Genomic DNA, 23,438 nt, shown 5'->3' with positions numbered 1-23,438 from the left:
CCGCTTCGCAACCCGGTGAAGGCCCAGGTCAGATACTTCATCCGGATCTGTCCGAAGGATTGTCCGGACACACATGCGCCTTTCCGGGGTACAGTGGTAATGCGCCTGTCGAGTGTGTCGGCAGGCAGTCCCATGCTGTGTCTTCCGGGGGCGTCTCTCGCCCCAGCCCCTGTGGACCTCCAGCGGATGCCCGGTCGGTGGCCCGATCGGCTTCCAAAACCGACCGCCCTCCGCGCGGCGCGTACGAGACGTACGCACCAGGAGGGATCCGCTCGCGGCACGTGTGCTCGAGCGAAGGCAGTGGTCCCGCGCCATCCGGCGTCCCCAGGCCGGACAGCACTCCGGCGCGGTCCGTACGACCTGTACGACCCCCTTCGCCGCCCAGCGCCGCCGCGTCTCACAGAAGAGGCAAGATCCTGTCCACTCCTTCGAACCCCTCGACTTTCCGAGATCTGGGAATCCTCCCCGAGACTGCCGAAGCGCTCGAAGCCGTCGGCATCGTGCACCCCTTTCCGATCCAGGAGATGACGCTCCCGGTCGCCCTCTCGGGCTCCGACGTCATCGGCCAGGCCAAGACCGGCACCGGCAAGACGCTGGGCTTCGGCCTGCCCCTCCTGGAGCGCGTCGTCGTCCCCGCGGACGTCGAAGCCGGCCGGGCCCGCCCCGAGCAGCTGACCGACGCCCCGCAGGCGCTCGTCGTCGTCCCCACCCGTGAGCTGTGCCAGCAGGTCACCAACGACCTCCTGACCGCCGGCAAGGTGCGCAACGTGCGCGTCCAGGCGATCTACGGCGGCCGTGCCTACGAGCCGCAGGTCGAGGCCCTCAAGAAGGGCGTCGACGTCATCGTCGGCACCCCCGGCCGCCTGCTCGACCTCGCCGGCCAGAAGAAGCTCAGCCTGGCGCACGTCAAGGCCCTCGTCCTGGACGAGGCCGACGAGATGCTCGACCTCGGCTTCCTGCCCGACGTCGAGCGCATCATCACGATGCTCCCGGCCAAGCGCCAGACCATGCTCTTCTCGGCCACCATGCCGGGCGCGGTCATCTCCCTGGCCCGTCGCTACATGTCCCAGCCCACGCACATCCGCGCCACCTCGCCGGACGACGAGGGCCAGACCCACGCGAACATCGCGCAGCACATCTTCCGCGCCCACAACATGGACAAGCCGGAGATGGTCGCCCGCATCCTGCAGGCCGAGGGCCGCAACCGCGCGATGATCTTCTGCCGTACGAAGCGGACCGCCGCGGACATCTCCGACCAGCTGATCCGCCGCGGCTTCGCCGCCGGCGCGGTCCACGGCGACCTCGGCCAGGGCGCCCGCGAGCAGGCGCTGCGCGCCTTCCGCAACGGCAAGGTCGACGTCCTGGTCTGCACCGACGTCGCCGCCCGCGGCATCGACGTCGACGACGTCACCCACGTCGTCAACTACCAGTCCCCCGAGGACGAGAAGACCTACCTGCACCGCATCGGCCGCACCGGCCGCGCGGGCAAGTCGGGCACGGCCGTCACCCTGGTCGACTGGGACGACATCCCGCGCTGGAAGCTCATCAACAAGGCGCTCGAACTGCCCTTCGATGAGCCGGAGGAGACGTACTCCACGTCCCCGCACCTGTACGAGGTGCTGGGCATCCCCGCCGGTACGAAGGGCATACTGCCGCGCTCCGAGCGGACCCTCGCGGGGCTCGCTGCGGAGGAGATCGAGGACCTCGGCGAGACCGGCGGCCGTGGTGCCCGCGGCGGCCGCGGCGGCGACCGCGACCGTGGCGGTGACCGTGGCCGTGACCGCGACCGTGGCCCGCGCCAGGAGTCCGAGGAGCGTCCCGCCCGTACGCGTACGCCGCGTCAGCGCCGCCGCACCCGTGGCGGGGCGGCGCTCGGCGCCGAGGCCGCTGCCGCTCCGGCCGCGACCGCCGCTCCGGTGGCCGAGGGCGGGGCGCCTGCCACGCCGTCGAAGCCGCGCCGCCGTCGCCGTACGCGCAGCGGTGGGGGCTCGGCCGCGGCCGTGGCGCCCGTCGCCACCGAGACGGTGACCGCACAGGCCGCTCCGGCCGCGGCTCCCGCCGAGGCCGCCGTCGCGGCGCCCGCCGCGGAGGTCCCGGCCCAGCCGCGCCGCCGCCGTACGCGCGCCGCGAAGCCGGAGGCCGCTGCTGCGGTCGTGACGGCGGAGGCCGTGCCGGTCGAGACCGCGCCCGTCGCCGTCGCCCCGGTCGAGGTCGCTCCGGTCGTTCCCGCCCAGGAGCAGGCCGAGGCCAAGCCGGCCCGCCGCACCCGCGCCAAGAAGGCCGCCACCCCCGCGGAGGAGGCCGTCGCCGAGGCCGCGGTCGTGACGGAGGCCCCGGCCGAGGCCAAGCCGAAGCGCACCCGTGCCAAGAAGGCCGCTGCCGCGCCCGCCGAGACGGCGGAGGCCGTCGTCGAGGCCGCCGAGGCCGTGGAGGCTAAGCCCAAGCGGACCCGCGCCAAGAAGGCCGCCGTCACCCCGGTGGCGGAGCCGGCCGTCGAGGCCGAGGCCGAGGTCAAGCCGAAGCGTACCCGTAAGGCCGCCGCCCCCAAGGCGGAGGCCGCGGAGGCCCCGGCGGAGGCAGCCAAGCCGAAGCGCACGCGCGCCAAGAAGGCCGCTGCCGAGGCCGTCGAGGCAGTCGCCGAGACCGTGGAGGCCAAGCCCAAGCGGACCCGCGCCAAGAAGGCCGCCGTCACCCCCGTGGCGGAGCCGGCCGTCGAGGCCGAGGCCGAGGTCAAGCCGAAGCGCACCCGCACCGCCAAGAAGGCTGCGGCCGCGGTGGAGCCGGTGGCCGAGGCCGCCGCCGAGGCCGAGGTCGCGGAGAAGCCGAAGCGCACCCGCAAGACCGCCGCGGCCAAGAAGGCCGAGGCCGAAGCCGCGGTCGGCACGGCCGAGGCCGCCGAGGCGAAGCCCAAGCGCACCCGCACCACGAAGAAGGCCGCCACTGCGGTGGCCGAGCCCGTGGCCGAGGCCGAGGCCAAGCCGAAGCGCACCCGTAAGGCCGCCGCCCCCAAGGCGGACGCCGCGGAGGCGCCGGCCGAGGCGGCCAAGCCGAAGCGCACGCGCAAGGCCGCGGCCCCCAAGGCCGAGGCCGACGTGGACGCCTGACGCCAGGTCCACTGACGAAGGCCGGTCCCCCATCGTGGGGGACCGGCCTTCGCCGTCCCACCGGCCGGTCCGGCACCGCCGGATACGCCGGTGGCGGGTTGCGCGCCGCGGCGGCGGAGGAAGAGGCCCCGTCCCCACCCCTTCACCGCTTCCCGGGGGCAAGCCCCCGGCCCCCGCGAGAAGCGATGGCCCCAGCCCGCGGACCTGGGCGGCCAGGCGCCCGGGGGTCGCGCCGGGCGCGGTGGTGCGGGCGAGGCGCAGGATCCCCCGGACCCCGCGAGAGGCGATGGCCCGGACCCGTCCCCGCCCCCTCACCGTTCCCAAGGGCGAGCCCCCCGGACCCCGCGAGAGGCCAGGGCGCGGCCCCGTCCCCCGCCCCTTCACCCTTCCCAAGGGGGAGCCCCCGGCCCCCGGCGGGAGGCCAGGGCGCGGCCCCATCCCCCGCCCCCTCACCGTTCCCGAGGGCGAGCTCCCCGGCCCCCGCTGGAGACCGCAGCGCGGCCCCGGCCCCAGCCCAGAGGCCCGGCGGGCGTTAGCCTCACCCCATGAGCAGGCCGCCCTTCCTCACCTTGCCCCCGTGTGCCCGCGCGTACCGGCTGTCCACCCCCCGCGGGGAGTTCGCCGTGCACGACGCGCACCCCTCCTCGCCGCCGCGCGGCACGGTGCTGCTGGTGCCGGGGTTCACCGGCAGCAAGGAGGACTTCATCGCGCTGCTGGAGCCGCTCGCGGCGGCCGGCTACCGGGCCGTCGCCGTGGACGGGCGCGGGCAGCACGAGACCGGGGGCCCGCGGGACGAGGCGGCCTACGCGCAGGGCGAGTTGGCGAGCGACGTCCGCGCGCAGGCGGAGGCCCTCGGCGGCGGGGTGCACCTGCTGGGGCACTCGCTCGGCGGTCTGATCTCCCGCGCCGCGGTGCTGGGCGACGCGTCCCCGTTCCGCTCGCTGACCATCATGAGCTGCGGCCCCGCCGCGATCTCCGCACTGCAGCAGGAGCGCACGCACCGCCTGGTCGCGGCGCTGGGCGCGTACGACATGGGCACGGTGTGGCTGGAGATGCGCCGGGCGGACGGGGAGAGCGCGCCGGCCGCGCCCGTCCCGCCGGAGCTCGACGCGTTCCTGCGCCGCCGCTGGATGGGCACGGTACCCGAGCAACTGATGGCCACGGGCAGGCAGTTGACGGCCGAGCCGGACCGTACGGCACAGCTGGCGGCGGTGCCGCTGCCCAAGCACGTGATCTCGGGCGCCGTGGACTACGCCTGGCCGGTGCCGTCGATCGACGCGATGGCGAAGGAGCTGTCGGCGGTCCGTACGGTCGTCGAGGGCGCCGAGCACTCCCCCAACGCCGAGCGCCCCGGCCCCACGGCGGAGGCACTCGTCCGCTTCTGGGACGGCTCCTGAGCCCAGCCCCTCCGGCCCGTCCGGGCCGTAGCCCCAGGCCTCAGCTCCGCGAGCCGGTCGTGACGGTGAAGAGCCCGCCCTGGGGATCGCGGAGCGACGCCTCGCGGCCGACCTCCGAATCCCCCGGCTCCGCGGCCACCGTGCCGCCGGCCGCGAGCGCGGACTCGACGGCCTTCTCCACGTCGTCGACGCAGAAGTAGACGTGCCAGCGCGGCCGGATCCGCGGGTCGGGGGCCGCCTCGATGGCGCCGCCGCGCAGGCAGGCGACGGTGTGCCCGCTGGAGCGCACCATGACGACCTCGTCCTCGTAGCGGACCTCGCAGCGGTCGGGCCGCCCGGTGGCCCATTCGAAGACCTCGCCGTAGAAGATGGCCGCGGCGAAGGCGTCGCGGGTGCGCAGCTCCAGCCAGGCGGGGGCGCCCTGCTGGCCGATCTGCCACTCGCGCAGGGTCTTGCCCTCCCAGAAGCCGAAGACGGCCCCCGCGGGGTCGGCGGCCAGCGCGGCGCGGCCGGGCCCGACGGTGAGCGGGCCGACGGCGACGGTGGCGCCGCGCTCGCGGATGCGCGAGGCGGCCACGTCGGCGTTCTCGACGGCGAAGTAGGAGGTCCAGGAGACGGGGACGTTGACGCCCACGCCCATGCGGCGGGCGACGTTGCTGATGCCGGCGACGGGCCTGCCGTCGGAGAGCGCGACGGAGAAGTCCTCCCCGAGGCTGCCGCGGCGGAAGGTCCAGCCCATGACGGCGCCGTAGAAGGCCTGCGACGCGGCGAGGTCGCCGGTCAGCAGGCTCACCCAGCACGGTGCCCCGGGCACGGCACGGTCAGTGAGCGACATGGCCGATCGCCTCGTTTCTGTTCCGGATTACGGGTCGGGAGTCTCCGTCAGGGGTGGCCGGACCGGTGGCCACGATCCCCTGCCAGGGTTCCACTCGGCTTCCCCGTATGCATTCCGGCACGCGCGTCCCCCGCGGAGTTCGTCCTATCCGAGGGAGGCCCGGCCGCCTGTGCGGTCGGCCGGGCAGTCGGCCGTGCGGCCGGGCCCGCTGAACCACCCGGTCAGAACTGGGTCTGCAGGTGGTCCCAGAAGCCGTCCCGCAGCGCCCGGCGCAGATCCGCGTGCCCGCGCAGGGACAGCCCGAGCAGCGCCTCGGCCTCGACCAGCAGCTCCTGGTCGACGGCGCCGGGCAGGATGGGGTGGCCGGGCAGCAGCTCGGCGACGGTATCGCGGCCGCGCGAGGCCAGCCACTGGGCGGCGACCTGGGCGCCGACGAAGCGCACGTCGTCGCGGCCGGGTGCGGGCCGGCTCGCGGAGGCGGCGTCCGTGAACGGTTCGAGCGCGGCGCGCCGGGTGACGTACGGCTTGCAGAATTCGAGGTCGAAGGTGCGCTGGCTGTCGACCTCCCACAGCAGCGGCTCGGCCTGGTTGCGTCCGCCGGTCGCCTCGATGCCCCACAGGTGGACGCGGGCGCCGTAGCCCTGGGCGGCCTCGACGGCCGAGACGAGGTCCTCGTCGCCGCCGATGAGGGCCGCGTCGCTGATGGCCCGGTGGCGGGCCAGGGACTCCAGGTCGGTGCGGATGAGGGAGTCGACGCCCTTCTGCTGGTTGCTGGCGTTGAGGTTGCCGAGGCGGACCTTGACGTCGGGGAGCTCGGCGATGCGCTGCTGCTCGGTGGTGTGGATCCGGCGGCGGGCGCCGTCGTACCAGTAGACGCGCAGCAGCCGGCTGTCGGGGAAGATCGTGCGCGCCCGGTCGATGAAGGCCTCGATCAGCCCCTCGGCGTCGAGGTCGAAGGTGCGGCGGTCCTCGGTGCCGGCGACGAGGCGGCCCGCCGCGGCGTACACGTAGCCGGCGTCGACGAAGATCGCGTGGGTGGACGGGGTGGTCGCGACCTCGGCCAGCACGCGCGTGAGGAGGTCGTTGGTGCGCTCGACGGCGGCGGCGATCGCGTGCAGGTGTTCAGAGGATGGGGAGTCAGCCATGGGATTGTCGTCTCGTTCGGTTACACGCCGGACACGTTCCGTTGCACGGATTTAACAACTCTTAGTCAAGTTAAAAATTTCCTTAGCGTAGGGAATGGTTTCAGGGGTAACCTCGTTGTACCCCTACGGAACGCGCCCCGCCGACGCGGCGTGTTCCGTCAGCCATGAAGTTCTCCTCAGGAGGATCAGACGAAGGGAGAAGCCTTGCGCTTCGAAATCATGCGCCTGGACGACGTCGACGGTACGGCCGTCGACAGCACCGTCGTGGACGCCGCCTCCGTCAACCGGATCGTGCAGCAGGCCGCCTTCACGGGCCAGCGCATCTACATCCGCCCGGCCGCCTCCGCGGCACAGTAACGCCGACGCGCCTTCGCGAACAGCGACACCCCCGCAGGAACCGATGTTCCTGCGGGGGTGTCGTCGTTGTCGCCGGTCACACGGCGGCCGTCACCGGGCCGCCCATGGACGGGCGGCCGTCACTTGGCCGAGATCACCTGGGTGATGCCGTTGATGATCTGCTGGACGGCCAGCGCCGAGAGCATCATGCCCGCGAGCCGCGTCACCAGCACCACGCCGCCGTCCTTGATCACCCGGATGATCAGCAGCGAGTAGCGCATCACCAGCCACAGCACGATGTGCATGGCGGCGATCGCCGCCCACACCGAGATCTGGGCGGCGGCGGAGTCCGCGTGCTGCACCGCGAGGATCACCGAGACGATCGCACCCGGGCCGGCCAGCAGCGGCATGCCGAGCGGTACGAGCGCCACGTTGACGTCCTTGGTCTGCGTCGGCTCCTCCGACTTGCCGGTGAGCAGGTCCAGCGCGATCAGCAGCAGGAGCAGCCCGCCCGCGATCATCAGGGCGGGGGTGGTGATGTGCAGGTAGTCCAGGATCTGCTGGCCGCAGATGCCGAAGACGGTGATCACGCCGAAGGCGACCGCGGCCGCCTGCCAGGCCATCCGGCGCTGGACCTTGGCCGGGCGGCCCGAGGTGAGCGCGAGGAAGATCGGCGTGATCCCGGGCGGGTCCATGATCACAAAAAGGGTGAGGAAGAGGGATCCGAAGACGGCGAAGTCGAACACAGTTGAGCCTTGCGGGAGTGGGTGGTGCGAGCAGGTGCGGGACGCCCGCCGGGCCCGTACGGGCGTACGGACGGCGCGGGCGGGGGCGTACGGGCGCGGTCACCCGCGCACGGCATCACTGGGGATGGGGACGTGCGTCTACGCGACCGGACCCGGAAGAGGGGTGGGTGGGTGCGGTCAGCCGCCGGCGCCGGGGACGGGGAACGCGCCCGTGGCCCGGCGCGTGATCTCGCCGTAGATTTCCGGATCGGTGGTGAACTCGCCGAGCGCGCAGGTCTTGCGGCTGCCGTGGTAGTCGCTGGAGCCGGTGGTCAGCAGGGAGAGGTCCGCGGCGAGGCCGCGCAGGCGGGCGCGGGTCGGGGCGTCGTGGTCCATGTGATCGACCTCGATGCCGTCGAGCCCGGCCGAGGCCAGCTCGGCTATCGCGCTCTCGGAGGCGCAGTTGCCGCGCTTGAGAGCGAACGGGTGCGCGAGGACCGTGACTCCGCCGGCCGCCTTGACCAGGCGGATCGCGTCGAAGGGATCCAGCTCGTGCTTCTCGACGAAGGCGCGGCCGTCGCCGGCGAGCCACTCGGAGGTGAAGGCGTCGGAGACGCTGTCGATGACGCCGAGCTCGACCATGGCGGTGGCCACGTGCGGCCGGCCGACGGCGCCGTCGCCCGCGATCTGCGCCACGCGCTCCCAGCTGACCGGGACGCCGAGCTCGTTGAGCTTGGCGACCATGGCGATGGCGCGGGGGACGCGGTCGTCGCGGACGAGGTCCCGCTCGCGGGCGAGCTCGGGCTCCAGGGGGTCGAAGAGGTAGGCCAGCATGTGGACGCTGAAGCCGTCCGGGCCGCCGAGCCTGCAGGAGAGCTCGGCGCCGGTGACGAGGGTCAGCCCTGCGGGGAGCGCCGCGATCGCCTCGGCGTGGCCGCCGACGCCGTCGTGGTCCGTGAGCGCCACGACGTCCAGCCCGGCGGCGGCCGCGTTGCGGACCAGCTCGGCGGGGGTGTCCGTGCCGTCCGAGGCCGTGGAGTGGGTGTGCAGGTCGATGCGCACGACACGGCTCCTCACGGGTGGCGACGGACAGGACCGGTTCAGGATAACCGGCACGAGGGCCCGCACCGGGCCGCGCGGGGCGGCGACCGGGCCGGACCCGGCCGCTGCCCGCGACCCACGGGGTCGCGGAGGGACGCCCCCGCACCGCCCTCCGTCGCAACGGCGCCCAACCACGACGACGGCACCCGGCAGTGCCGAGCCACCTGAGCCGGTGGGGCACCGCCGGACACGTCCGCTGTGGCGGATCACCATCGCGGCGGGAGGAAGGCCGCAAGCGGCGGTCGGCCGGAGTGCTAGCGCCCCGCCGGCGGCAGCAAGCGCGGTGAGAGCGCCCCGCAGGGGAGGAGGTCGACCTCCGCGCCCGCGTCCCGCAGGTCCGTGAGGACGAGCTCGTCGTACATCAGCAGTCCCGACTGCTCCGGCCAGACCACGGCCCACAGCCACAGCCCGCGCGCCTCGCCCGCGAAGACGGCGCGGTCCTCCGGCGCGCTCTCGACGTGCCAGAGCGGGGTGGGGCGCCCGGCCGCGTGGACCTTGGCGTGCGGGGAGCGGTCGACGCGGAGGTAGGGGCCGGGGTCGGGGCCGTCGACGCCCGCATAGCGCGCGCCGAGGCCGACGCCGAGCTCCTCGGCCACGAGGAGCAGCTCGCCGGGGCCGCCGAGGGGGCTGGGGCCGGAGCAGGCGACGGCGGTGGCCCGCCCGCCGCTGCGGTCATCCCCCGCGCAGACCACGCCCGTGAAGAGCCAGCCGACGGGGAGGGGCCAGGGCATCCACACGGGCACCCGGGCCCGGTTGACGACGACGGCCAGGGCCTCCACGCTCGGCGGGACGACGGGCTGCAGAGGGTGCACCGTGCCGTGGACGTCGCACTGCCAGGAGTCGGCGAAGAGACCGGGCGCTCGCACCCGGCCACCGCACTTCGGGCAACTGGGTTCGCCCCTCATAACCTCCAACGGTCCTCCCAGGCCGCCGCCGCGTCAAGGACGATCACCCGTCCGGACGTCGGCGGCCCGGCCGGTCATCCCAGGGGTACCCCGGAGCGCATCGGGTCACGCAGATCCGTGCCGTTCCGCAGCCACCGCTCCTGCAGCGCCTCCGCTCCCTGCACCCTCTTCCAGGCCGCCTCGTTGGGGGTCATCGGCAGCAGCGGAAGGAAGCGGACGGGGTCCATCGGCTCGTCCAGCTCCAGGTCCTCGACCAGGCCCCCGGCCTCGGCGACGAGGACGGAGGTGAAGGGCGCCCCGGGCCAGAGCGGCTCCCCGGTGTCGAGCGAGGCGCCGGGCGCCACGATCAGGCCCTCCACCTGGGGGGAGGCGGCGAGGACGGCCAGCGGCCGCAGCACCTTGTCCGTATCGGCGCGGCCGGCGCGGACGGAGAGGACCAGCTCGGCGCGGGGCCCGCGGAGGGGGTCGGCGACGACGGCGGTGGGGTCGGCCATGGGCTGGGCGGACATCCCGAGCGTGGCGTAGCGCACGACGTCCCCGTCATGGAATCGGAGGACCTCGATCCGGTCCGTGCCGAGGAAGGTCACCGCTGCGCGCGCGTCCGGTTCGCCCAGGGCTGTCCGGAGCCGGGCCTCGACCAGTGCGAGAACGTCTGACATGCAGTGAGCATAGAACGCGTATCGAACGGGCAAAGGAGGGTATTGACGGGTCAAGTGGCTGCTAGCCTTGACCTCTGGTCAGGGAGTTACGTTCGTCCCTCAGCGGGGACCGGCCGGAGGAGGTGGGGCTGCGGTGGATCCTAGTCGACCGTGCAGTACCGGCAGTTCTCCCGTCCCTTCGCTCCGGACGCACTCCTCGTGATCTGAGATCTTCCGCCCTCGGCAGTGCCGCCGACGTTTTCCCGGAAGTTCTTTCGCGCCCGCAGCGCCGACGGAAGAGCGCCTTCGTCCCGCTTTGTTCCGTGTTCTCCGCGAAGTTCTCTGCTTCTCTGCGAAGTTCTCCGCGAACTGCCGTCAGCCTCGCCGCACCGCACGAAGCGCCGTCCGATTTGCGGACGTGTCCCCGTACACGGGTCTCCCGTCGTCCAGGGCCGCACGTCCACGTTCCGGGCCGCGTTGCACTCGCGCTCCGCACCGGCTGGCGGCCGGCCCGTGAAGGAGCCCTGCCATGTCGATGATCCGTGATCTGCGTGAGGCCGTCCGCCCCGCCCTGCGCCGCAGCGCCCTGCCGTACGAGTACGACTCGACCCGCGACCCGTCCGTCAGCAGTGCGGTCGTCGACTGCGCCGTCTACCGCGACGGCAAGCGCCTCAGCGACCACGTCAGCCCCGCCGAGGCGATGCGCCGGGTGCGGGCCGGCGGCGGCTTCGCCTGGATCGGGCTGCACGAGCCGACGGAGCGTGAGTTCTCGGGCATCGCCGCGGAGTTCGGGCTGCACCCGCTGGCCGTGGAGGACGCCGTCCACGCCCACCAGCGGCCCAAGCTGGAACGTTACGACGACACGCTGTTCACCGTCTTCAAGACCATCCACTACGTCGAGCACGCCGAGCTCACCGCCACCAGCGAGGTCGTCGAGACCGGCGAGGTGATGTGCTTCACCGGGCCGGACTTCATCATCACCGTCCGGCACGGCGGCCAGGGCTCGCTGCGGGCGCTGCGTCACCGCCTCCAGGACGACCCGGAGCTGCTGTCCAAGGGCCCCTCGGCCGTGCTGCACGCGATCGCCGACCAGGTCGTGGACGGCTACATCGCCGTCGCCGACGCCGTGCAGGACGACATCGACGAGGTGGAGATCGACGTCTTCTCGCCGACCGCCAAGGGCACCTCGCGCGGCGGCGACGCGGGCCGGATCTACCAGCTCAAGCGCGAGGTGCTGGAGTTCAAGCGGGCGGTCGCCCCGCTGCTGCGGCCGATGCAGCAGCTCAGCGAGCGGCCGATGCGGCTGGTCGACCCGGACATCCAGAAGTACTTCCGGGACGTCGCCGACCACCTCGCCCGCGTCCACGAGCAGGTCCTGTCCTTCGACGACCTGCTGAACTCCATCCTCCAGGCCAACCTCGCGCAGGCGTCGGTGGCGCAGAACGAGGACATGCGGAAGATCACGTCATGGGCGGCGATCTTCGCCGTGCCGACGATGATCGCCGGGATCTACGGGATGAACTTCGACCACATGCCGGAGCTGCACTGGAAGTACGGCTATCCGGCGGTCATGGTCGTCACGGTCGCCATCTGTGTGACGATCCACCGCGGCTTCAAGCGGAACGGCTGGCTCTAGCCTTCTCCGGCCTTACGACGCGGCGGCTAGCCCTTCTTGGCCACACGGTCGGCCATGATGACGAACCCGAGACCGGCCAGGATCACCGCCAGCGCCGGGTAGGAGGCGACCGGCGGGGTCTGCCCCAGCCACACCGCCGCGATCAGGGCCGCGCCGGGGGTCTCCAGGAGGATCGCCGTCGAGGTGACGGACGGGCCGAGGCCCTTGACCACGCGGTTGATCAGCGAGTGCCCGAGCAGCTGCGCGGTGACCGTCAGCAGGGCCAGCTTCAGCCAGGTGCCGCCGCTGTAGCCCGCGAGGGACGAGCCGGAGAACAGGCACGCGGCGAGCAGCAGGACGGTCGTCGTCGCGTAGCAGACGTAGCTGTACGTGACCGTGCCGACCGTCCGGCGCACCTCCGCGCCCAGCAGGACGTAGCCGGCGGCCGCCATGCCGCCCAGCAGGGCGAGGGCGTCCCCGGCGAGGGCGCGCGGCGAGACGGACAGGTCGACGCCGGTGAGGATCACCACGCCCAGGAACGCGAGGGCGGTGCCCGCCCACACCAGCGCGGGCGGGCGGTGGCCGCGCAGGCGCATCAAGAGCGTCGTCCAGATCGGGGTGGTGGTGACCAGGGCGGTCGAGGACGCGACCGACGTCATGTGCAGGCTCGGCAGCCACACCCCGAAGTGCACGGCCAGGAGCGCGCCGGCGGCCACGGCCAGCAGCAGGTTCCGGCGGCCCATGGAGAAGAGCTCGGCGCGGTGCCGGGTGAGGGCGAGGGGGGTGAGCGCGCCCACGGCCATGGCGTTGCGCCAGAAGGCGATGGCCAGGGCGGGGGCGGCGGTCGCCGCGATCAGCGGCGCCGAGAGGGAGATGCCGGAGATGGCGATCGCCAGCAGGAGCAGGTCCGTACGGACGCCGGGGTGGGGGTGGGCGGGCTCCGCCTGGGCGGCGGTCGCGCTGGGCAGGGCATCACTGCGCGTACGGGCACTGGTCACCCGTCCAGGGTAGATCTCCTGGTCACGGGCGCCGGCGAATACAGTAGGCCGCATGACACAGACGCAGGAGCTGCTCGACCGGGCGCTCATCGAGGAGGCCACGAAGAAGTCCGGCCTCATCTGGGTGCAGGGACCGGCGGGGCCCAGCCGTGCGCTGTGGCACGTGTGGCACGAAGGCGCCGCCCATGTCGTGGGCGGCCCCGGCGAACAGCCGCTGGACGACCTCGGGCTCGCCGACGGCGCCGAGGCGACGGTGACCGTCCGCAGCAAGGACAAGGGCGGGCGCCTGGTGTCCTGGACCGCGCGCGTCACCGAGCTCCCGGCGGGGGGCGAGGCCTGGACGGCGGCGGTCACCGAGCTCAAGGCGAAGCGGCTGAACGCGCCGGATGCGGAGCGGGTCACCGAGCGGTGGGCGGAGGACTGCCGCGTCCTCCGCCTGGAGCCGTCCGGCGCCACGGCGGCGCTCCCCGACACGGCCCTGGCGGCCCGCCCGCTCCCGACTCCGGCGACGACGCGCCGCCCGATGCCGGCGGCCCTGCCGAAACTCCTCCGGAGAGGCCGCCGGGGGTCCCGCTAACACCCTCTCCGCCGCGACGGCGCCCGGCCGAAACGCACCTGTGCGGCGGTGCCGAACCGGCCTCGCCCGAGAGTTGCACTCAGCCCGGCACCGCCGGACACCGCCGTCGGGCGTCTCGCCGTCGCGGCGGAAAGATGTGACGTGGCCCCGCCAAGAGGCAAGGTGCGCCCCGCACGCTTCCGCAGACCTTCCACTCCGCCGCGACGGCGCCCGGCCGATACACACCTGTCCGGCGGTGCCGAGCCCGCCTTGCCCCGGGGTTTGCGCCCGGTCCGGCACCGCCGGACACCGCCGTCGGGCGTCTCGCCGTCGCGGCGGGAAGAATGGCGCGGCCGCGCCGAGAGGCCACGTGCGCCGCGCACCGATCCCCGGCGCCGCCGGACACCGCCGAGAGGTGAAGCGAGCCGCGAGGCTACTTCGTCGGGGCCGGCAGTGACGAGCCCTCTCCGGTGGAGGGGATGCGTTTGCCGTAGTCGACGGTGTCCTGCTTCGGCGGTGGTGTCAGGGCGAAGTCCTTGCCCCAGTCCGACAGTTCCAGCTGGCCCGCGCCGCCCGCGCGCTGTACGCGCACGGGGTACGGCGTGCCCATGAGGGAGACGTCGAGCGTGCCGCCCGAGCCTCCGGCGCCGTTGACGCGGATGGTCCGGGCGCCGCCCACCGTGCCGTGCTCGCCGCGGGCGAGCTTGCCGTGCAGGCCGATGAGCCCGTCGAGCAGGACGTCCTTGTCGGTGAAGCCCTTGAACTGCTGGTACGCGGGGTCCCCGGTCGGCACCTTCACGTACTTCTTCTCCAGCTTGCCCGCGGCGGCGGCCCCGTCCCCCTTGCCGTCTCCGCCCTTGTCGCCGCGCGACCAGAACGCCGCGGGCGCCTTGAGGAAGAGCTCGTCGCCGACCCGCAGCAGTTCGAACGTGCTGGCGTCGGAGGCGACCCGGCCCGTCCCGCCGTCCCGCTTCAGCCGCATGTCGAGCTTGTACGTGCGCCCCTGGCTGACGACGCTGCCGGACAGGTGCACGGAGGAGGCGTCGCGCGCCGCGGCCCGCGCCTTGTCCTGGATCTTCGCGGGGTCGAGCTTGCCGACACCGTTGGTCCCGGCGTCGGGGTCCTCCGTGGCGCCGCCGCAGGCGGTGAGCGCCACGGACAGACCGGCGCACAGCGCTCCCACGAGAGCCGCCTTCCGGGTACGCACGTCGCTCCTGCCTCCTGTTCAGCCGGGGAGTAGGGGGCAGCGTACCCGTGCCGCCCGCAGGCGGAAGCCAGCAGTCCGGACGGACGTCTCCCCCGCGCCGGGGAGAACCCGGTCACGTTAGCCTGAACCGGACACCGGACCACGGAGGAGGTGCGCGGCATGGCAGCAGGCGCCCACCGGGTCTTCGTGTCGCACCTCTCGGGCGTGGCGGTCTTCGACCCCAACGGCGACCAGGTCGGCCGCGTGCAGGACCTCGTCGCGATGCTCCGCGTGGGCGGCCGCCCGCCCCGCGTCCTGGGCCTGGTCGTGGAGGTCGTCAGCCGCCGCCGGATCTTCCTGCCCATGACGCGCGTGACGGGCGTGGAGTCCGGCCAGGTCATCACCACGGGTGTGATCAACATGCGGCGCTTCGAGCAGCGGCCCACCGAGACCCTGGTCCTCGGCGAGCTGCTCGACCGGCGCGTACGTCTGGTCGACGGGGGCGAGGAAGTGACCGTCCTCGATGTAGCGATCATCCAGCTGCCCGCCCGCCGCGACTGGGAGATCGACAAGGTCTTCGTGCGCCGCGGCAAGGGCGGGGCGCTGCGCCGCAAGGGAGAGACGCTGACGGTCGAGTGGTCGGCCGTCACCGGCTTCTCCCTGGAGGAGCACGGCCAGGGCGCCGCGAGCCTCCTCGCGACGTTCGAGCGGCTGCGCCCCGCCGACCTCGCCAGCGTCCTGCACCACCTGTCCCCCAAGCGCCGCTCGGAGGTCGCGGCGGCGCTGGACGACGACCGGCTCGCGGACGTCCTGGAGGAGCTCCCCGAGGACGACCAGATCGAGATCCTCGGCAAGCTCAAGGAGGAGCGCGCCGCGGACGTCCTGGAGGCCATGGACCCGGACGACGCGGCCGACCTGCTCTCGGAGCTGCCGGAGGACGAGAAGGAGCGCCTGCTGACCCTCATGCAGCCGGACGAGGCGGCGGACGTGCGCCGCCTCCTGGCGTACGAGGAGCGGACCGCGGGCGGCCTGATGACGACGGAGCCGATCGTGCTGCGCCCGGACGCGACCGTCGCCGACGCCCTCGCGCGCGTGCGCAACCGCGACCTCTCCCCCGCGCTGGCCGCACAGGTGTACGTGTGCCGCCCGCCGGACGAGACCCCCACCGGCAAGTACCTGGGCACGGTCCACTTCCAGCGGCTCCTGCGCGTCCCGCCCTTCACCCTCGTCGGCTCGATCGTGGACACCGACCTGCGGCCCCTCCCGCCGGTCACCCCGCTGCCGGCCGTCACCAGCTACCTCGCGACGTACAACATGGTCGCCGCGCCCGTCGTCGACGAGAGCGGCTCCCTGCTGGGCGCGGTCACCGTCGACGACGTGCTGGACCACCTGCTGCCCGAGGACTGGCGCGAGACCGAGCTGCACCACGGGGCGCCGGGCATGACCGAGCTGCCGGAGGTGGTCGATGGCGGGCAATGAGCGAGGGCGCGAGGGGACCCTGGGGCACCGCCCCGACCGGGCCGAGCGCGTCCGGGCGCAGTCGGAGGCCGTGCACCCGCACCCGCACGCCCGCCCGCGCGTCCGGCTGGACCTGCCGCGGGTCAAGCGGCGCGGCTGGCTGCCGGAGTACGACCCGGAGGCGTTCGGGCGGACCTCCGAGCGGATCGCGCGCTTCCTGGGGACGGGGCGGTTCATCGTCTGGATGACGGTCGTCATCATCCTGTGGGTGGTGTGGAACACCACCGTCCCCGGGCACCTGCGGTTCGACAACTATCCCTTCATCTTCCTGACCCTGATGCTGTCGCTGCAGGCCTCCTACGCGGCGCCGCTGATCCTCCTCGCGCAGAACCGCCAGGACGACCGCGACCGGGTCAACCTGGAGCAGGACCGCAAGCAGAACGAGCGGTCCATCGCGGACACGGAGTACCTCACGCGGGAGATCGCCTCGCTGCGGATGGGTCTCGGCGAGGTCGCGACGCGCGACTGGATCCGCTCCGAGTTCCAGGAGCTCGTCAAGGATCTGGAACAGCGCCGGGTATTCCCCGCCGAGAGTGAGGAACGCGACCGCTGACAGCCCTTTCCGGAGGCCCCCTCACGCGCCGTACCATCGTCCGTATGGCTACCGATACGAACGGAACGTCTCCGAGCGAGGACGCGATCCGCGCCGCGCTCGCGACGGTGAACGACCCCGAGATCCAGCGACCCATCACCGACCTGGGGATGGTCAAATCGGTGGGGATCGCGGCGGACGGTTCGGTCGCGGTGGCCGTCTACCTGACGGTGTCCGGCTGCCCCATGCGGGAGACGATCATCAGCCGGGTACAGGACGCCGTCTCGGGCGTCCCCGGCGTCACCGGCGTGACGGTCGAGCTCGACGTCATGAGCGACGAGCAGCGCCGTGAGCTCGCGGCCTCCCTGCGCGGCGGCACGGCCGAGCGCGAGGTGCCCTTCGCCAAGCCCGGCTCGCTCACCCGGGTGTACGCGGTGGCGTCCGGCAAGGGCGGCGTCGGCAAGTCCTCCGTCACGGTCAACCTCGCGGCGGCCATGGCGGCCGACGGGCTCAAGGTCGGCGTCGTGGACGCGGACATCTACGGCCACTCCGTCCCGCGCATGCTCGGTGCGGACGGCAAGCCGACCCAGGTCGAGAACATGATCATGCCGCCGTCGGCGAACGGCGTGAAGGTCATCTCCATCGGCATGTTCACCCCGGGCAACGCCCCGGTGGTGTGGCGCGGCCCGATGCTCCACCGGGCGCTCCAGCAGTTCCTCGCGGACGTCTACTGGGGCGACCTGGACGTCCTGCTGCTCGACCTGCCCCCGGGCACGGGCGACATCGCGATCTCGGTCGCGCAGCTCGTGCCGAACGCCGAGATCCTCGTCGTGACGACGCCTCAGCAGGCGGCCGCCGAGGTCGCCGAGCGGGCGGGCTCGATCGCCGTGCAGACGCACCAGAAGATCGTCGGCGTCGTGGAGAACATGTCCGGGCTGCCGTGCCCCCACTGCGACGAGATGGTCGACGTCTTCGGCACCGGCGGCGGCCAGGTCGTCGCCGACGGCCTGACCCGCACCACGGGCACCAACGTGCCCGTCCTGGGCTCCATCCCCATCGACGTGCGCCTGCGCGAGGGCGGCGACGAGGGCAAGCCGGTGGTCCTGACGGACCCGGAGTCCCCTGCGGGTGCGGCGCTGCGCGCGATCGCCGGCAAGCTCGGCGGCCGGCAGCGCGGCCTCTCCGGCATGTCCCTGGGCATCACGCCGCGCAACAAGTTCTGACGCGTCCGTTCCCCCGGGCGCCGGGCGGGGTCTCCTGCCCGTCCGGCGCCCCGGGGGAACGGAGCACGCCCTGGGACTACTGGTGGCCCAGGTCCTTCACGGGTGCCGCAGGGGCGTTCTGCTTGACGGACTCGATGCCCTTCTCACAGGCGGACCTGCTGTTGTAGGCCTCGCCCACGGCGATGATCTCGCCGTTTCCCGCCTTCAGCCGGTAGCGGTACTTGCCGGAGTTGTCCTCGTACATCTCGAACTTGCCTGGCATGGATCATCACCTCTCCGAGAGCTGCCCCCTGCCGGAAATTCAAGCCCGGCGCCACGGGACCCGCAGCCCGGGAGGGCCCGACGGGTGACGAGGCCGTCAGCCCCGGTAGGCCGTGATGTCCTTGATCACCGAGAAGCCCATGCCGTAGGCGCTCATGCCCCGCCCGTACGCCCCGATGTGCACGCCCTCCGCCGAGCCGGCGAGCACCCAGCCGTACTCCGACTCGCGGTAGCGGAAGTCGGTGGGCACGCCGTCCACCGGGAGCGACAGCGTCGACCACGCGGAGTCGTCCAGGTGGTCCGCCAGTTCCCAGGCGAGGGCCGTCTGCTGGTCGAGCCAGTCCTGGCGCAGCGCGCGCTCCATCTGCGCGGGCCAGGTGCACGAGAGCAGCCCCGACCCGGCCAGCCAGGCCGCGGAGGAGTCCGAGGTGGCCTCCAGGACGCCCGTGCCGTCGGCGCTGCGCCGGCCGGGGCGGCCGACGACGGTCACGACGACCGCGAAGCGCTGCTTGGCGGCGCCGGGGTCGGCCCGCTCGCTGCGCAGCGTGGGCTCCTCGCCGTGGCCCGTGGAGCCGTGCTCCACCGTCCCGTCGGCGGCGGCGCCGACCTGCATCAGCCAGCGCGGCCCGGTGTAGGCCTCGTCCAGGCCGTACCAGGGGAACGAGGCCATCAGATAGCCGTCGACCGTCCGCCGGTCGGCGAGCCCGCCCGGTGCGTCCTGCGCTGCGGCGTCCACGGCGGGCGCGCCGGCCGTGCCGGCACCTTGAGCCCCAACCCGACTCGTCGTCTCCATCTGCGCGGCGCCTCCTTGTTGCCCGATGTCCTGGGCGAGCCCGCCCCCCTCGGACGACTTCACCCCAAACACAGGGAGGATAGCCACCCCCGTCAATGGCGCACGGGATGCGCGGAACTCAGGTGGCGTCGGAGTCGAACGGAGGGCGCTCGCCCGCGTCCGGCTTGTCCTGCTTCTTGAGCAGGTCCGGACGGGCCGGGGAACCGCCGTTCGAGGGGGCCGCCGGGGCGGCGCCGGAGGCCGGGTCCGCCGTCGTGTCGCCGCTGCGGCCGTGGACGGCGTCGGCGACGTCGTTCATCTCCGCCTTGAGGTCGAAGCCGTTGCGGATCTCCTTCAGCCCCAGCTCGTCCTTGTCCAGCACGTGCTTGCGGACGAACGCCTTGGGGTTGAGGTCCTCGAACTCGAAGTCCTTGAACTCGGGGCCGAGCTCGGAGCGGATGTCCTCCTTGGCGCTCTCCGAGAACTGCCGGATCTTGCGCAGTGTGCGCGACACGTCCTGGATCATCTTCGGCAGCTTGTCCGGTCCGAAGATGAGCACAGCGAGCACCACGAGCGCGACCAGCTCGAGGGGTCCTATGTCGAGCACGTTGAAGCTCCTTGATGCGTCAATGGCCGACGGTTCAGGCCACCTATCACGGTACCTGGCCCGACCTGGTCGAAGGGATACACCTGGGACAACATCAGGCCAAAACCGACGCCGGCGGTGGTGCCGGTGCCGGCACCGGGCCGGGCGGGGAGGCCGGCGGGCCTCAGCGGGCGCCCGCGGAGCCGAGGGTCAGCTCGACCGGCCGCTCGCGGCCCTCCCGCTCCACGGTCAGCGTGAGCCGGTCGCCCGGACGATGACTGCGGATCTTGACGATAAGCTCCTGGCCGCTGTGCACGGCCACTCCGTCGACCTTTTTGATCACGTCGTGCGGCTGGAGGCCGGCCTTGTCGCCCGGGCCGCCGGGGGTGACGGCCGGGTTGTCGCCGTTCTTGGTGTTCACCCGGGCGCCGTCGCCCGAATACCCCATGTCCAGCGTGACGCCGATGACCGGGTGAGTGGCCTTGCCGGTGTTGATGAGCTCCTCGGCGACCCGCTTGGCCTGGTTGATCGGTATGGCGAAGCCCAGGCCGATGCTGCCGCCCTGGCCGCCGCCGAGCTCGCCGCTGTCGCCCGCGGAGCGGATCGCGCTGTTGATGCCGATGACGCGGGCCTCCGAGTCCACCAGCGGGCCACCCGAATTGCCCGGGTTTATCGGGGCGTCGGTCTGCAGGGCGTCGACATAGCTGACGTCGCTGCCGTCACCCTTCTGGCCGCCGGCGGTGATCGGGCGCTCCTTGGCGCTGATGATCCCCGTCGTGACCGTGCCCGCGAGGTCGTACGGGGCGCCGATCGCGATCACGGAGTCGCCGACGCGGACGGAGTCGGAGTTGCCGAGGGCGAGCGGGGTCAGGCCGGACACGCCCGAGACCTTGATCACGGCGAGGTCGTAACTGCTGTCCCGGCCGACGACGGTGGCCTTGGCGGTCTGGCCGCTGTTGAACGTCACCGATATGTCACCGGCGGATCCGGCGGGCTCCACGACGTGGTTGTTGGTGAGGATGCGGCCTTCCTTGTCCAGGACGAAGCCGGTGCCGGTGCCCTGGTCGCTGCCGCCGCGGACGTGGATCGTCACCACGCCCGGCAGGGCGCGGGCCGCGATGCCCGCGATACTGCCCGGCGCGCGGGCCGAGCGGTCCGCGGTGGCCTGGGGCAGGCTGACGTGGCGGCCGATGCCGCCGTCCCGCTCCAGGTACGCCCCGACTCCGCCGCCGATGCCGCCCGCGACCAGCGCCACGAGCAGCGCCCCGGCGAGCAGGCGCCCACGGCCGCGCTTCGCCGGGACGGGCTCCCCGGCACGGGCCGCGGACGCGGCCCAGGGGTCGTACTGCCACGGCCCCGGGGTGCCGTGGGCGGGCGTCATCCCTGCGGGAGGGACGGGGGTGCCGTGCGGCGGCGTCACGCCGGGCGGCGGGAAGGAGGCCCCTTGCGCCGGGGGCGGCCCTGCGACTGGCCCTGCGGGCGGCGCTGCGGGTGGCCCTGCAACCGGCGCCGCGGGCGGCAGCAGCGTGCCCTGCGGCGGCGTGACCGGCCGCTGGACAGGCGGCGCAGGCGCCCACGGCCCGGGCCGCCCGTAGGGAGGTGTGCCGTAGGGATCGGGGGCGTGCAGAGGAACGGCGCCGCCGCCGGAAGAGCCGTCGGCCCCGTAGGCCGGGACGACACCGGAAGCCGCGTCCGGGCGGTACGGGGGCAGCGGAGTGGTCGCCGACTCGCCGGACGACCCGGGCGCGGCGCCCCGGCCCCCCGGCCCGGCCTCGTAACCGGGTACGGCACCGGAGGCATGCGCGACGTCCTGGACGGACCGCCCGGCCCCCGACGTGCCACCGGAATCCGCATCCGGCCCGTACGCGGGCAGCGGACGCGTCGTCGACTGGTCGGACGGTACGGGCGCGGGCGGGTTGCCCCCTCCTGCATCCGGGCCGGACACGGGTGCCGGTGCGTCGCCCCAGCCCGGTTCCCGGCCGCCGTCTACGGGCAGCGGGGTGGTCTCCGCCGTGGCGGCATCCGCGCCATAAGGCGGCAGGGATCGCGTTTCCGCCTCCGAGGGGGGCGCCTCGTCCGCCGGGGACGGGGGCGCGTCCAGGAACTGCGGGCTCTCGTGCTGGTCCGTGCGGCCGGCGGCGGCCGGCGCCTCGCCGGACGGGCGCGGGCGGCTCCACCACTGCGGCGCGGACGTGCGCGCCTTCCCCTCGTCCATGTTCTCCCCACCGATCGCCGGAGGGCACACGGCATCGCCCGAGGGATGCGCGGCCCACAGGAATTCAACCAGGTCTGCACAAAGGTGCGCAGGGGGCCCGGGCGGGGATCAGCGCCGGGCGGTGTCCCCCGGCGGCGCGCCCGGTGCCGGATGCCCCGTACGTATCAGCGGGGGCAGCAAGGGCGCCGCGGACGGGCGCAGCAGGGACACCTCCCGCACCGGCACGGCGGCCGACGGGGCGGACCCTCCGGCTCCGCCGGCGCCGCCCTGCGAGGCGGAGCGGGCGAGCCGCCGGTCGCGCCCGGAGGCCGGCGCGGCCGACGAGGCCGACAGCGGGGTGGTCGCGGTGCGCGGGTTCTCGGCGCGGGGGCCCTGGGGGCCCGCGACCGAGGCCAGCGGCGACGCCCCGCCGAGGGCGAACGCGGCCAGCGAGACGGCTCCGGCGGCGGCGAAGGCGATCCGCCGCCCCCGTATGCCACCGCGGGGCGGCTCGGGCATCTCATGGATCCGGAAGCCGCCTTCGCGGGGCCGCGCGGCGGCACCCGGCAGCAGACCGAGGGGCGCGAGGGCGTCAGCCCGGGCGCCGAGGCCGGCTTTTCCCGGCCCTCCGGGGCCCTCGTGGCCCTCCCGGGCCTCCGGGCGGTCCCGGTCGGCCCAGCCGTCGCGATCGGCCCCGTGGGGGCCTCGGGGATCGCCGCCGGCCAGGCCCTGGAGCCGTGCCAGGAAGTTCTCCGAGAGCGGCGGGAGCGCCGCTTCCGCGAATACGTTTTTGAGCCGACGCTGGGCATCGGCTTCCGCTTTGCACTTCCAACAGGTGGCCAGGTGCGCGAGCACCCGCTCCCGAGAATCGTGTCCCAACTCCCCGTCGACCAGGGCCGCGAGGCGGTCGCCGAGATGGTGCTCGGCGGGGGACTGACCGCCTGAACCGGTCACGCGATCCCTACCTCCCCACCGAGAACGCCGGGGGCCACGCCCGCGACGGCCCGCTGCTCGGCCCGGGCGGCGGGCGAGCGGTGCTGGAGCGCCTTGCGCAGGTGGGAGCGGCCGCGGTGGATACGGCTGCGGACCGTGCCGAGCTTCACGCCGAGCGTCGCGGCGATCTCCTCGTACGACAGGCCCTCGATGTCGCACAGGACGACGGCGGCGCGGAACTCCGGGGCGAGCGTGTCCAGCGCCTGCTGGACGTCGGCGTCGAAGTGCGTGTCGTTGAAGTGCTGCTGGGGGGAGGGCTCGCGGCTGGGAAGCCGCTCGGCGGCATCCTCGCCGAGCGCGTCGAAGCGGATGCGCTGGCGTCGCCGGACCATGTCCAGGAAGAGGTTGGTGGTGATGCGGTGCAGCCACCCCTCGAACGTGCCGGGGGTGTACGTGGACAGCGACCGGAAGACCCGGACGAAGACCTCCTGGGTGAGGTCCTCGGCGTCGTGCTGGTTGCCGGTGAGGCGGTAGGCGAGGCGGTAGACGCGGGCACTGTGCGTGCTGACGATCTCCTCCCAGGTGGGAGGGGTCCACGCCTGCGAGTCCGCATCGGTGGCGAAGGTCGCGGTCTGTGCGGAGTCGTTGGTGCGCGAACGGTCAGCAGTCTTGGTCACGGATTTCGGCTCGCCGGCGGACCTGCGAAAGCGCCTCGGCACTCCCCGACGGTCGTAGGCCGCAGCCGCACCTCCCCTGTCGGCTCTGGTGGTGTCCAGTAGAGCCCCTACCATATCCATCCTGCCCGTTAGCTCCGGATAAGGAATTTTGACCTGCATTTGGTCTTGCTTCCCCCGCCCTCCCGGCCGTCCCCTCCGTTT

22 protein-coding genes are annotated in these 23,438 nt (G+C 73.4%); 8 read left to right on the top strand and 14 right to left on the bottom strand.

The window, feature by feature from the left end; all coding sequences use genetic code 11:
- Positions 1-524 precede the first annotated feature (524 nt).
- Positions 525-3,104, top strand: a complete 2,580-nt coding sequence (locus tag IE241_RS19680; protein WP_190023100.1) for a DEAD/DEAH box helicase — start codon at positions 525-527, stop codon at positions 3,102-3,104.
- A 545-nt stretch (positions 3,105-3,649) separates the two neighbouring features.
- Positions 3,650-4,501 (top strand): alpha/beta fold hydrolase, encoded by an 852-nt coding sequence (locus IE241_RS19675; protein WP_190023099.1) that lies wholly within the window; start codon positions 3,650-3,652, stop codon positions 4,499-4,501.
- A gap of 40 nt (positions 4,502-4,541) precedes the next feature.
- On the opposite strand, the gene IE241_RS19670 is transcribed toward IE241_RS19675, so the two are convergent.
- Together IE241_RS19670 and IE241_RS19665 are read right to left on the bottom strand one after the other, a co-directional pair.
- Entirely contained in the window at positions 4,542-5,336 is a 795-nt protein-coding gene (locus tag IE241_RS19670; protein WP_190023098.1) for a VOC family protein, read from the bottom strand.
- A 221-nt stretch (positions 5,337-5,557) separates the two neighbouring features.
- Positions 5,558-6,481: an NYN domain-containing protein gene (locus IE241_RS19665; RefSeq protein ID WP_190023097.1), complete on the bottom strand. Its 924-nt coding sequence runs from the start codon at positions 6,479-6,481 to the stop codon at positions 5,558-5,560.
- A gap of 204 nt (positions 6,482-6,685) precedes the next feature.
- Between IE241_RS19665 and IE241_RS19660 the strand changes: the two genes are divergently transcribed.
- Complete coding sequence (locus IE241_RS19660) at positions 6,686-6,838, top strand: DUF8834 family protein (RefSeq protein WP_190023096.1); 153 nt, start codon at positions 6,686-6,688, stop codon at positions 6,836-6,838.
- A gap of 119 nt (positions 6,839-6,957) precedes the next feature.
- On the opposite strand, the gene IE241_RS19655 is transcribed toward IE241_RS19660, so the two are convergent.
- The 4 genes from IE241_RS19655 to IE241_RS19640 all read right to left on the bottom strand — a co-directional run bounded on the left by IE241_RS19655 (position 6,958) and on the right by IE241_RS19640 (position 10,207).
- The gene (locus IE241_RS19655; protein ID WP_190023095.1) at positions 6,958-7,563 is read right to left on the bottom strand and encodes a MarC family protein; all 606 of its coding nucleotides are present in this window, start codon (positions 7,561-7,563) and stop codon (positions 6,958-6,960) included.
- 177 nt (positions 7,564-7,740) lie between these two features.
- Entirely contained in the window at positions 7,741-8,604 is an 864-nt protein-coding gene (locus IE241_RS19650) for a PHP domain-containing protein (RefSeq protein ID WP_190023094.1), read from the bottom strand.
- A 293-nt stretch (positions 8,605-8,897) separates the two neighbouring features.
- Entirely contained in the window at positions 8,898-9,548 is a 651-nt protein-coding gene (locus IE241_RS19645; protein ID WP_190023093.1) for a DUF6758 family protein, read from the bottom strand.
- A gap of 74 nt (positions 9,549-9,622) precedes the next feature.
- Positions 9,623-10,207, bottom strand: coding sequence for a suppressor of fused domain protein (locus IE241_RS19640; RefSeq protein WP_190023092.1), 585 nt, complete (start codon positions 10,205-10,207; stop codon positions 9,623-9,625).
- Between the two features lie 508 nt (positions 10,208-10,715).
- Between IE241_RS19640 and IE241_RS19635 the strand changes: the two genes are divergently transcribed.
- Positions 10,716-11,822, top strand: a complete 1,107-nt coding sequence (locus IE241_RS19635; protein WP_190023091.1) for a magnesium and cobalt transport protein CorA — start codon at positions 10,716-10,718, stop codon at positions 11,820-11,822.
- A gap of 26 nt (positions 11,823-11,848) precedes the next feature.
- Here IE241_RS19635 and IE241_RS19630 read toward each other — a convergent pair whose 3' ends face one another.
- Complete coding sequence (locus IE241_RS19630; RefSeq protein WP_229899511.1) at positions 11,849-12,799, bottom strand: DMT family transporter; 951 nt, start codon at positions 12,797-12,799, stop codon at positions 11,849-11,851.
- Positions 12,800-12,851: 52 nt separating this feature from the next.
- Here IE241_RS19630 and IE241_RS19625 point away from each other — a divergent pair, with 52 nt between their 5' ends.
- On the top strand, positions 12,852-13,376 hold the full coding sequence (locus IE241_RS19625) for a hypothetical protein (protein ID WP_190023089.1): 525 nt from the start codon (positions 12,852-12,854) through the stop codon (positions 13,374-13,376).
- A 412-nt stretch (positions 13,377-13,788) separates the two neighbouring features.
- Here IE241_RS19625 and IE241_RS19620 read toward each other — a convergent pair whose 3' ends face one another.
- Positions 13,789-14,562 carry a hypothetical protein gene (locus tag IE241_RS19620; protein WP_190023088.1) on the bottom strand — a complete coding sequence of 258 codons (774 nt, stop codon included), beginning with the start codon at positions 14,560-14,562 and terminating at the stop codon, positions 13,789-13,791.
- A gap of 159 nt (positions 14,563-14,721) precedes the next feature.
- On the opposite strand from IE241_RS19620, the gene IE241_RS19615 reads away from it, so the two are divergent.
- Genes IE241_RS19615 through IE241_RS19605 form a run of 3 tightly spaced genes read left to right on the top strand, consistent with a single transcriptional unit; the run spans position 14,722 to position 17,814 of the window.
- The gene (locus tag IE241_RS19615) at positions 14,722-16,020 is read left to right on the top strand and encodes a magnesium transporter MgtE N-terminal domain-containing protein (protein WP_190023087.1); all 1,299 of its coding nucleotides are present in this window, start codon (positions 14,722-14,724) and stop codon (positions 16,018-16,020) included.
- Positions 16,007-16,612, top strand: coding sequence for a DUF1003 domain-containing protein (locus tag IE241_RS19610; protein ID WP_190023086.1), 606 nt, complete (start codon positions 16,007-16,009; stop codon positions 16,610-16,612). Before IE241_RS19615 ends, IE241_RS19610 begins: the two co-directional genes overlap by 14 nt.
- Positions 16,613-16,656: 44 nt before the next feature.
- Positions 16,657-17,814: an Mrp/NBP35 family ATP-binding protein gene (locus IE241_RS19605; protein ID WP_190023085.1), complete on the top strand. Its 1,158-nt coding sequence runs from the start codon at positions 16,657-16,659 to the stop codon at positions 17,812-17,814.
- Positions 17,815-17,890: 76 nt separating this feature from the next.
- On the opposite strand, the gene IE241_RS19600 is transcribed toward IE241_RS19605, so the two are convergent.
- The 6 genes from IE241_RS19600 to sigE all read right to left on the bottom strand — a co-directional run bounded on the left by IE241_RS19600 (position 17,891) and on the right by sigE (position 23,351).
- Positions 17,891-18,076 (bottom strand): YegP family protein, encoded by a 186-nt coding sequence (locus IE241_RS19600; protein WP_190023084.1) that lies wholly within the window; start codon positions 18,074-18,076, stop codon positions 17,891-17,893.
- 96 nt (positions 18,077-18,172) lie between these two features.
- Positions 18,173-18,868 carry a hypothetical protein gene (locus IE241_RS19595; RefSeq protein WP_190023083.1) on the bottom strand — a complete coding sequence of 232 codons (696 nt, stop codon included), beginning with the start codon at positions 18,866-18,868 and terminating at the stop codon, positions 18,173-18,175.
- A 118-nt stretch (positions 18,869-18,986) separates the two neighbouring features.
- Positions 18,987-19,454 carry a sec-independent translocase gene (locus IE241_RS19590; RefSeq protein ID WP_190023082.1) on the bottom strand — a complete coding sequence of 156 codons (468 nt, stop codon included), beginning with the start codon at positions 19,452-19,454 and terminating at the stop codon, positions 18,987-18,989.
- A 163-nt stretch (positions 19,455-19,617) separates the two neighbouring features.
- The gene (locus tag IE241_RS19585) at positions 19,618-21,648 is read right to left on the bottom strand and encodes a S1C family serine protease (RefSeq protein ID WP_190023081.1); all 2,031 of its coding nucleotides are present in this window, start codon (positions 21,646-21,648) and stop codon (positions 19,618-19,620) included.
- Positions 21,649-21,756: 108 nt separating this feature from the next.
- Positions 21,757-22,581 carry an anti-sigma factor family protein gene (locus IE241_RS35130; protein WP_190023080.1) on the bottom strand — a complete coding sequence of 275 codons (825 nt, stop codon included), beginning with the start codon at positions 22,579-22,581 and terminating at the stop codon, positions 21,757-21,759.
- The gene (sigE, locus tag IE241_RS19575) at positions 22,578-23,351 is read right to left on the bottom strand and encodes an RNA polymerase sigma factor SigE (RefSeq protein WP_190023222.1); all 774 of its coding nucleotides are present in this window, start codon (positions 23,349-23,351) and stop codon (positions 22,578-22,580) included. The genes IE241_RS35130 and sigE overlap by 4 nt, the downstream gene beginning before the upstream one ends.
- Positions 23,352-23,438: the final 87 nt, after the last annotated feature.

Origin of the sequence: Streptomyces hiroshimensis (assembly GCF_014650335.1) — a bacterium.
GTDB classification, from domain to species: Bacteria; Actinomycetota; Actinomycetes; order Streptomycetales; family Streptomycetaceae; genus Streptomyces; species Streptomyces hiroshimensis.
The sequence above is the reverse complement of the archived record's forward strand: the minus strand, read 5'-3'. Positions and strand labels throughout refer to the sequence as shown.

What these genes read in the sequence shown, in the direction of transcription:
- IE241_RS19680 (WP_190023100.1), top strand. Translation starts at nt 525, where the DNA reads ATGACGCTCCCGGTCGCCCTCTCGGGCTCCGACGTCATCGGCCAGGCC.
- IE241_RS19675 (WP_190023099.1), top strand. Translation starts at nt 3,650, where the DNA reads ATGAGCAGGCCGCCCTTCCTCACCTTGCCCCCGTGTGCCCGCGCGTAC.
- IE241_RS19670 (WP_190023098.1), bottom strand. Translation starts at nt 5,336, where the DNA reads ATGTCGCTCACTGACCGTGCCGTGCCCGGGGCACCGTGCTGGGTGAGC.
- IE241_RS19665 (WP_190023097.1), bottom strand. Translation starts at nt 6,481, where the DNA reads ATGGCTGACTCCCCATCCTCTGAACACCTGCACGCGATCGCCGCCGCC.
- IE241_RS19645 (WP_190023093.1), bottom strand. Translation starts at nt 9,548, where the DNA reads ATGAGGGGCGAACCCAGTTGCCCGAAGTGCGGTGGCCGGGTGCGAGCG.
- IE241_RS19640 (WP_190023092.1), bottom strand. Translation starts at nt 10,207, where the DNA reads ATGTCAGACGTTCTCGCACTGGTCGAGGCCCGGCTCCGGACAGCCCTG.
- IE241_RS19635 (WP_190023091.1), top strand. Translation starts at nt 10,716, where the DNA reads ATGTCGATGATCCGTGATCTGCGTGAGGCCGTCCGCCCCGCCCTGCGC.
- IE241_RS19625 (WP_190023089.1), top strand. Translation starts at nt 12,852, where the DNA reads ATGACACAGACGCAGGAGCTGCTCGACCGGGCGCTCATCGAGGAGGCC.
- IE241_RS19615 (WP_190023087.1), top strand. Translation starts at nt 14,722, where the DNA reads ATGGCAGCAGGCGCCCACCGGGTCTTCGTGTCGCACCTCTCGGGCGTG.
- IE241_RS19610 (WP_190023086.1), top strand. Translation starts at nt 16,007, where the DNA reads ATGGCGGGCAATGAGCGAGGGCGCGAGGGGACCCTGGGGCACCGCCCC.
- IE241_RS19605 (WP_190023085.1), top strand. Translation starts at nt 16,657, where the DNA reads ATGGCTACCGATACGAACGGAACGTCTCCGAGCGAGGACGCGATCCGC.
- IE241_RS19600 (WP_190023084.1), bottom strand. Translation starts at nt 18,076, where the DNA reads ATGCCAGGCAAGTTCGAGATGTACGAGGACAACTCCGGCAAGTACCGC.
- IE241_RS19595 (WP_190023083.1), bottom strand. Translation starts at nt 18,868, where the DNA reads ATGGAGACGACGAGTCGGGTTGGGGCTCAAGGTGCCGGCACGGCCGGC.
- IE241_RS19585 (WP_190023081.1), bottom strand. Translation starts at nt 21,648, where the DNA reads ATGGACGAGGGGAAGGCGCGCACGTCCGCGCCGCAGTGGTGGAGCCGC.
- sigE (WP_190023222.1), bottom strand. Translation starts at nt 23,351, where the DNA reads ATGGTAGGGGCTCTACTGGACACCACCAGAGCCGACAGGGGAGGTGCG.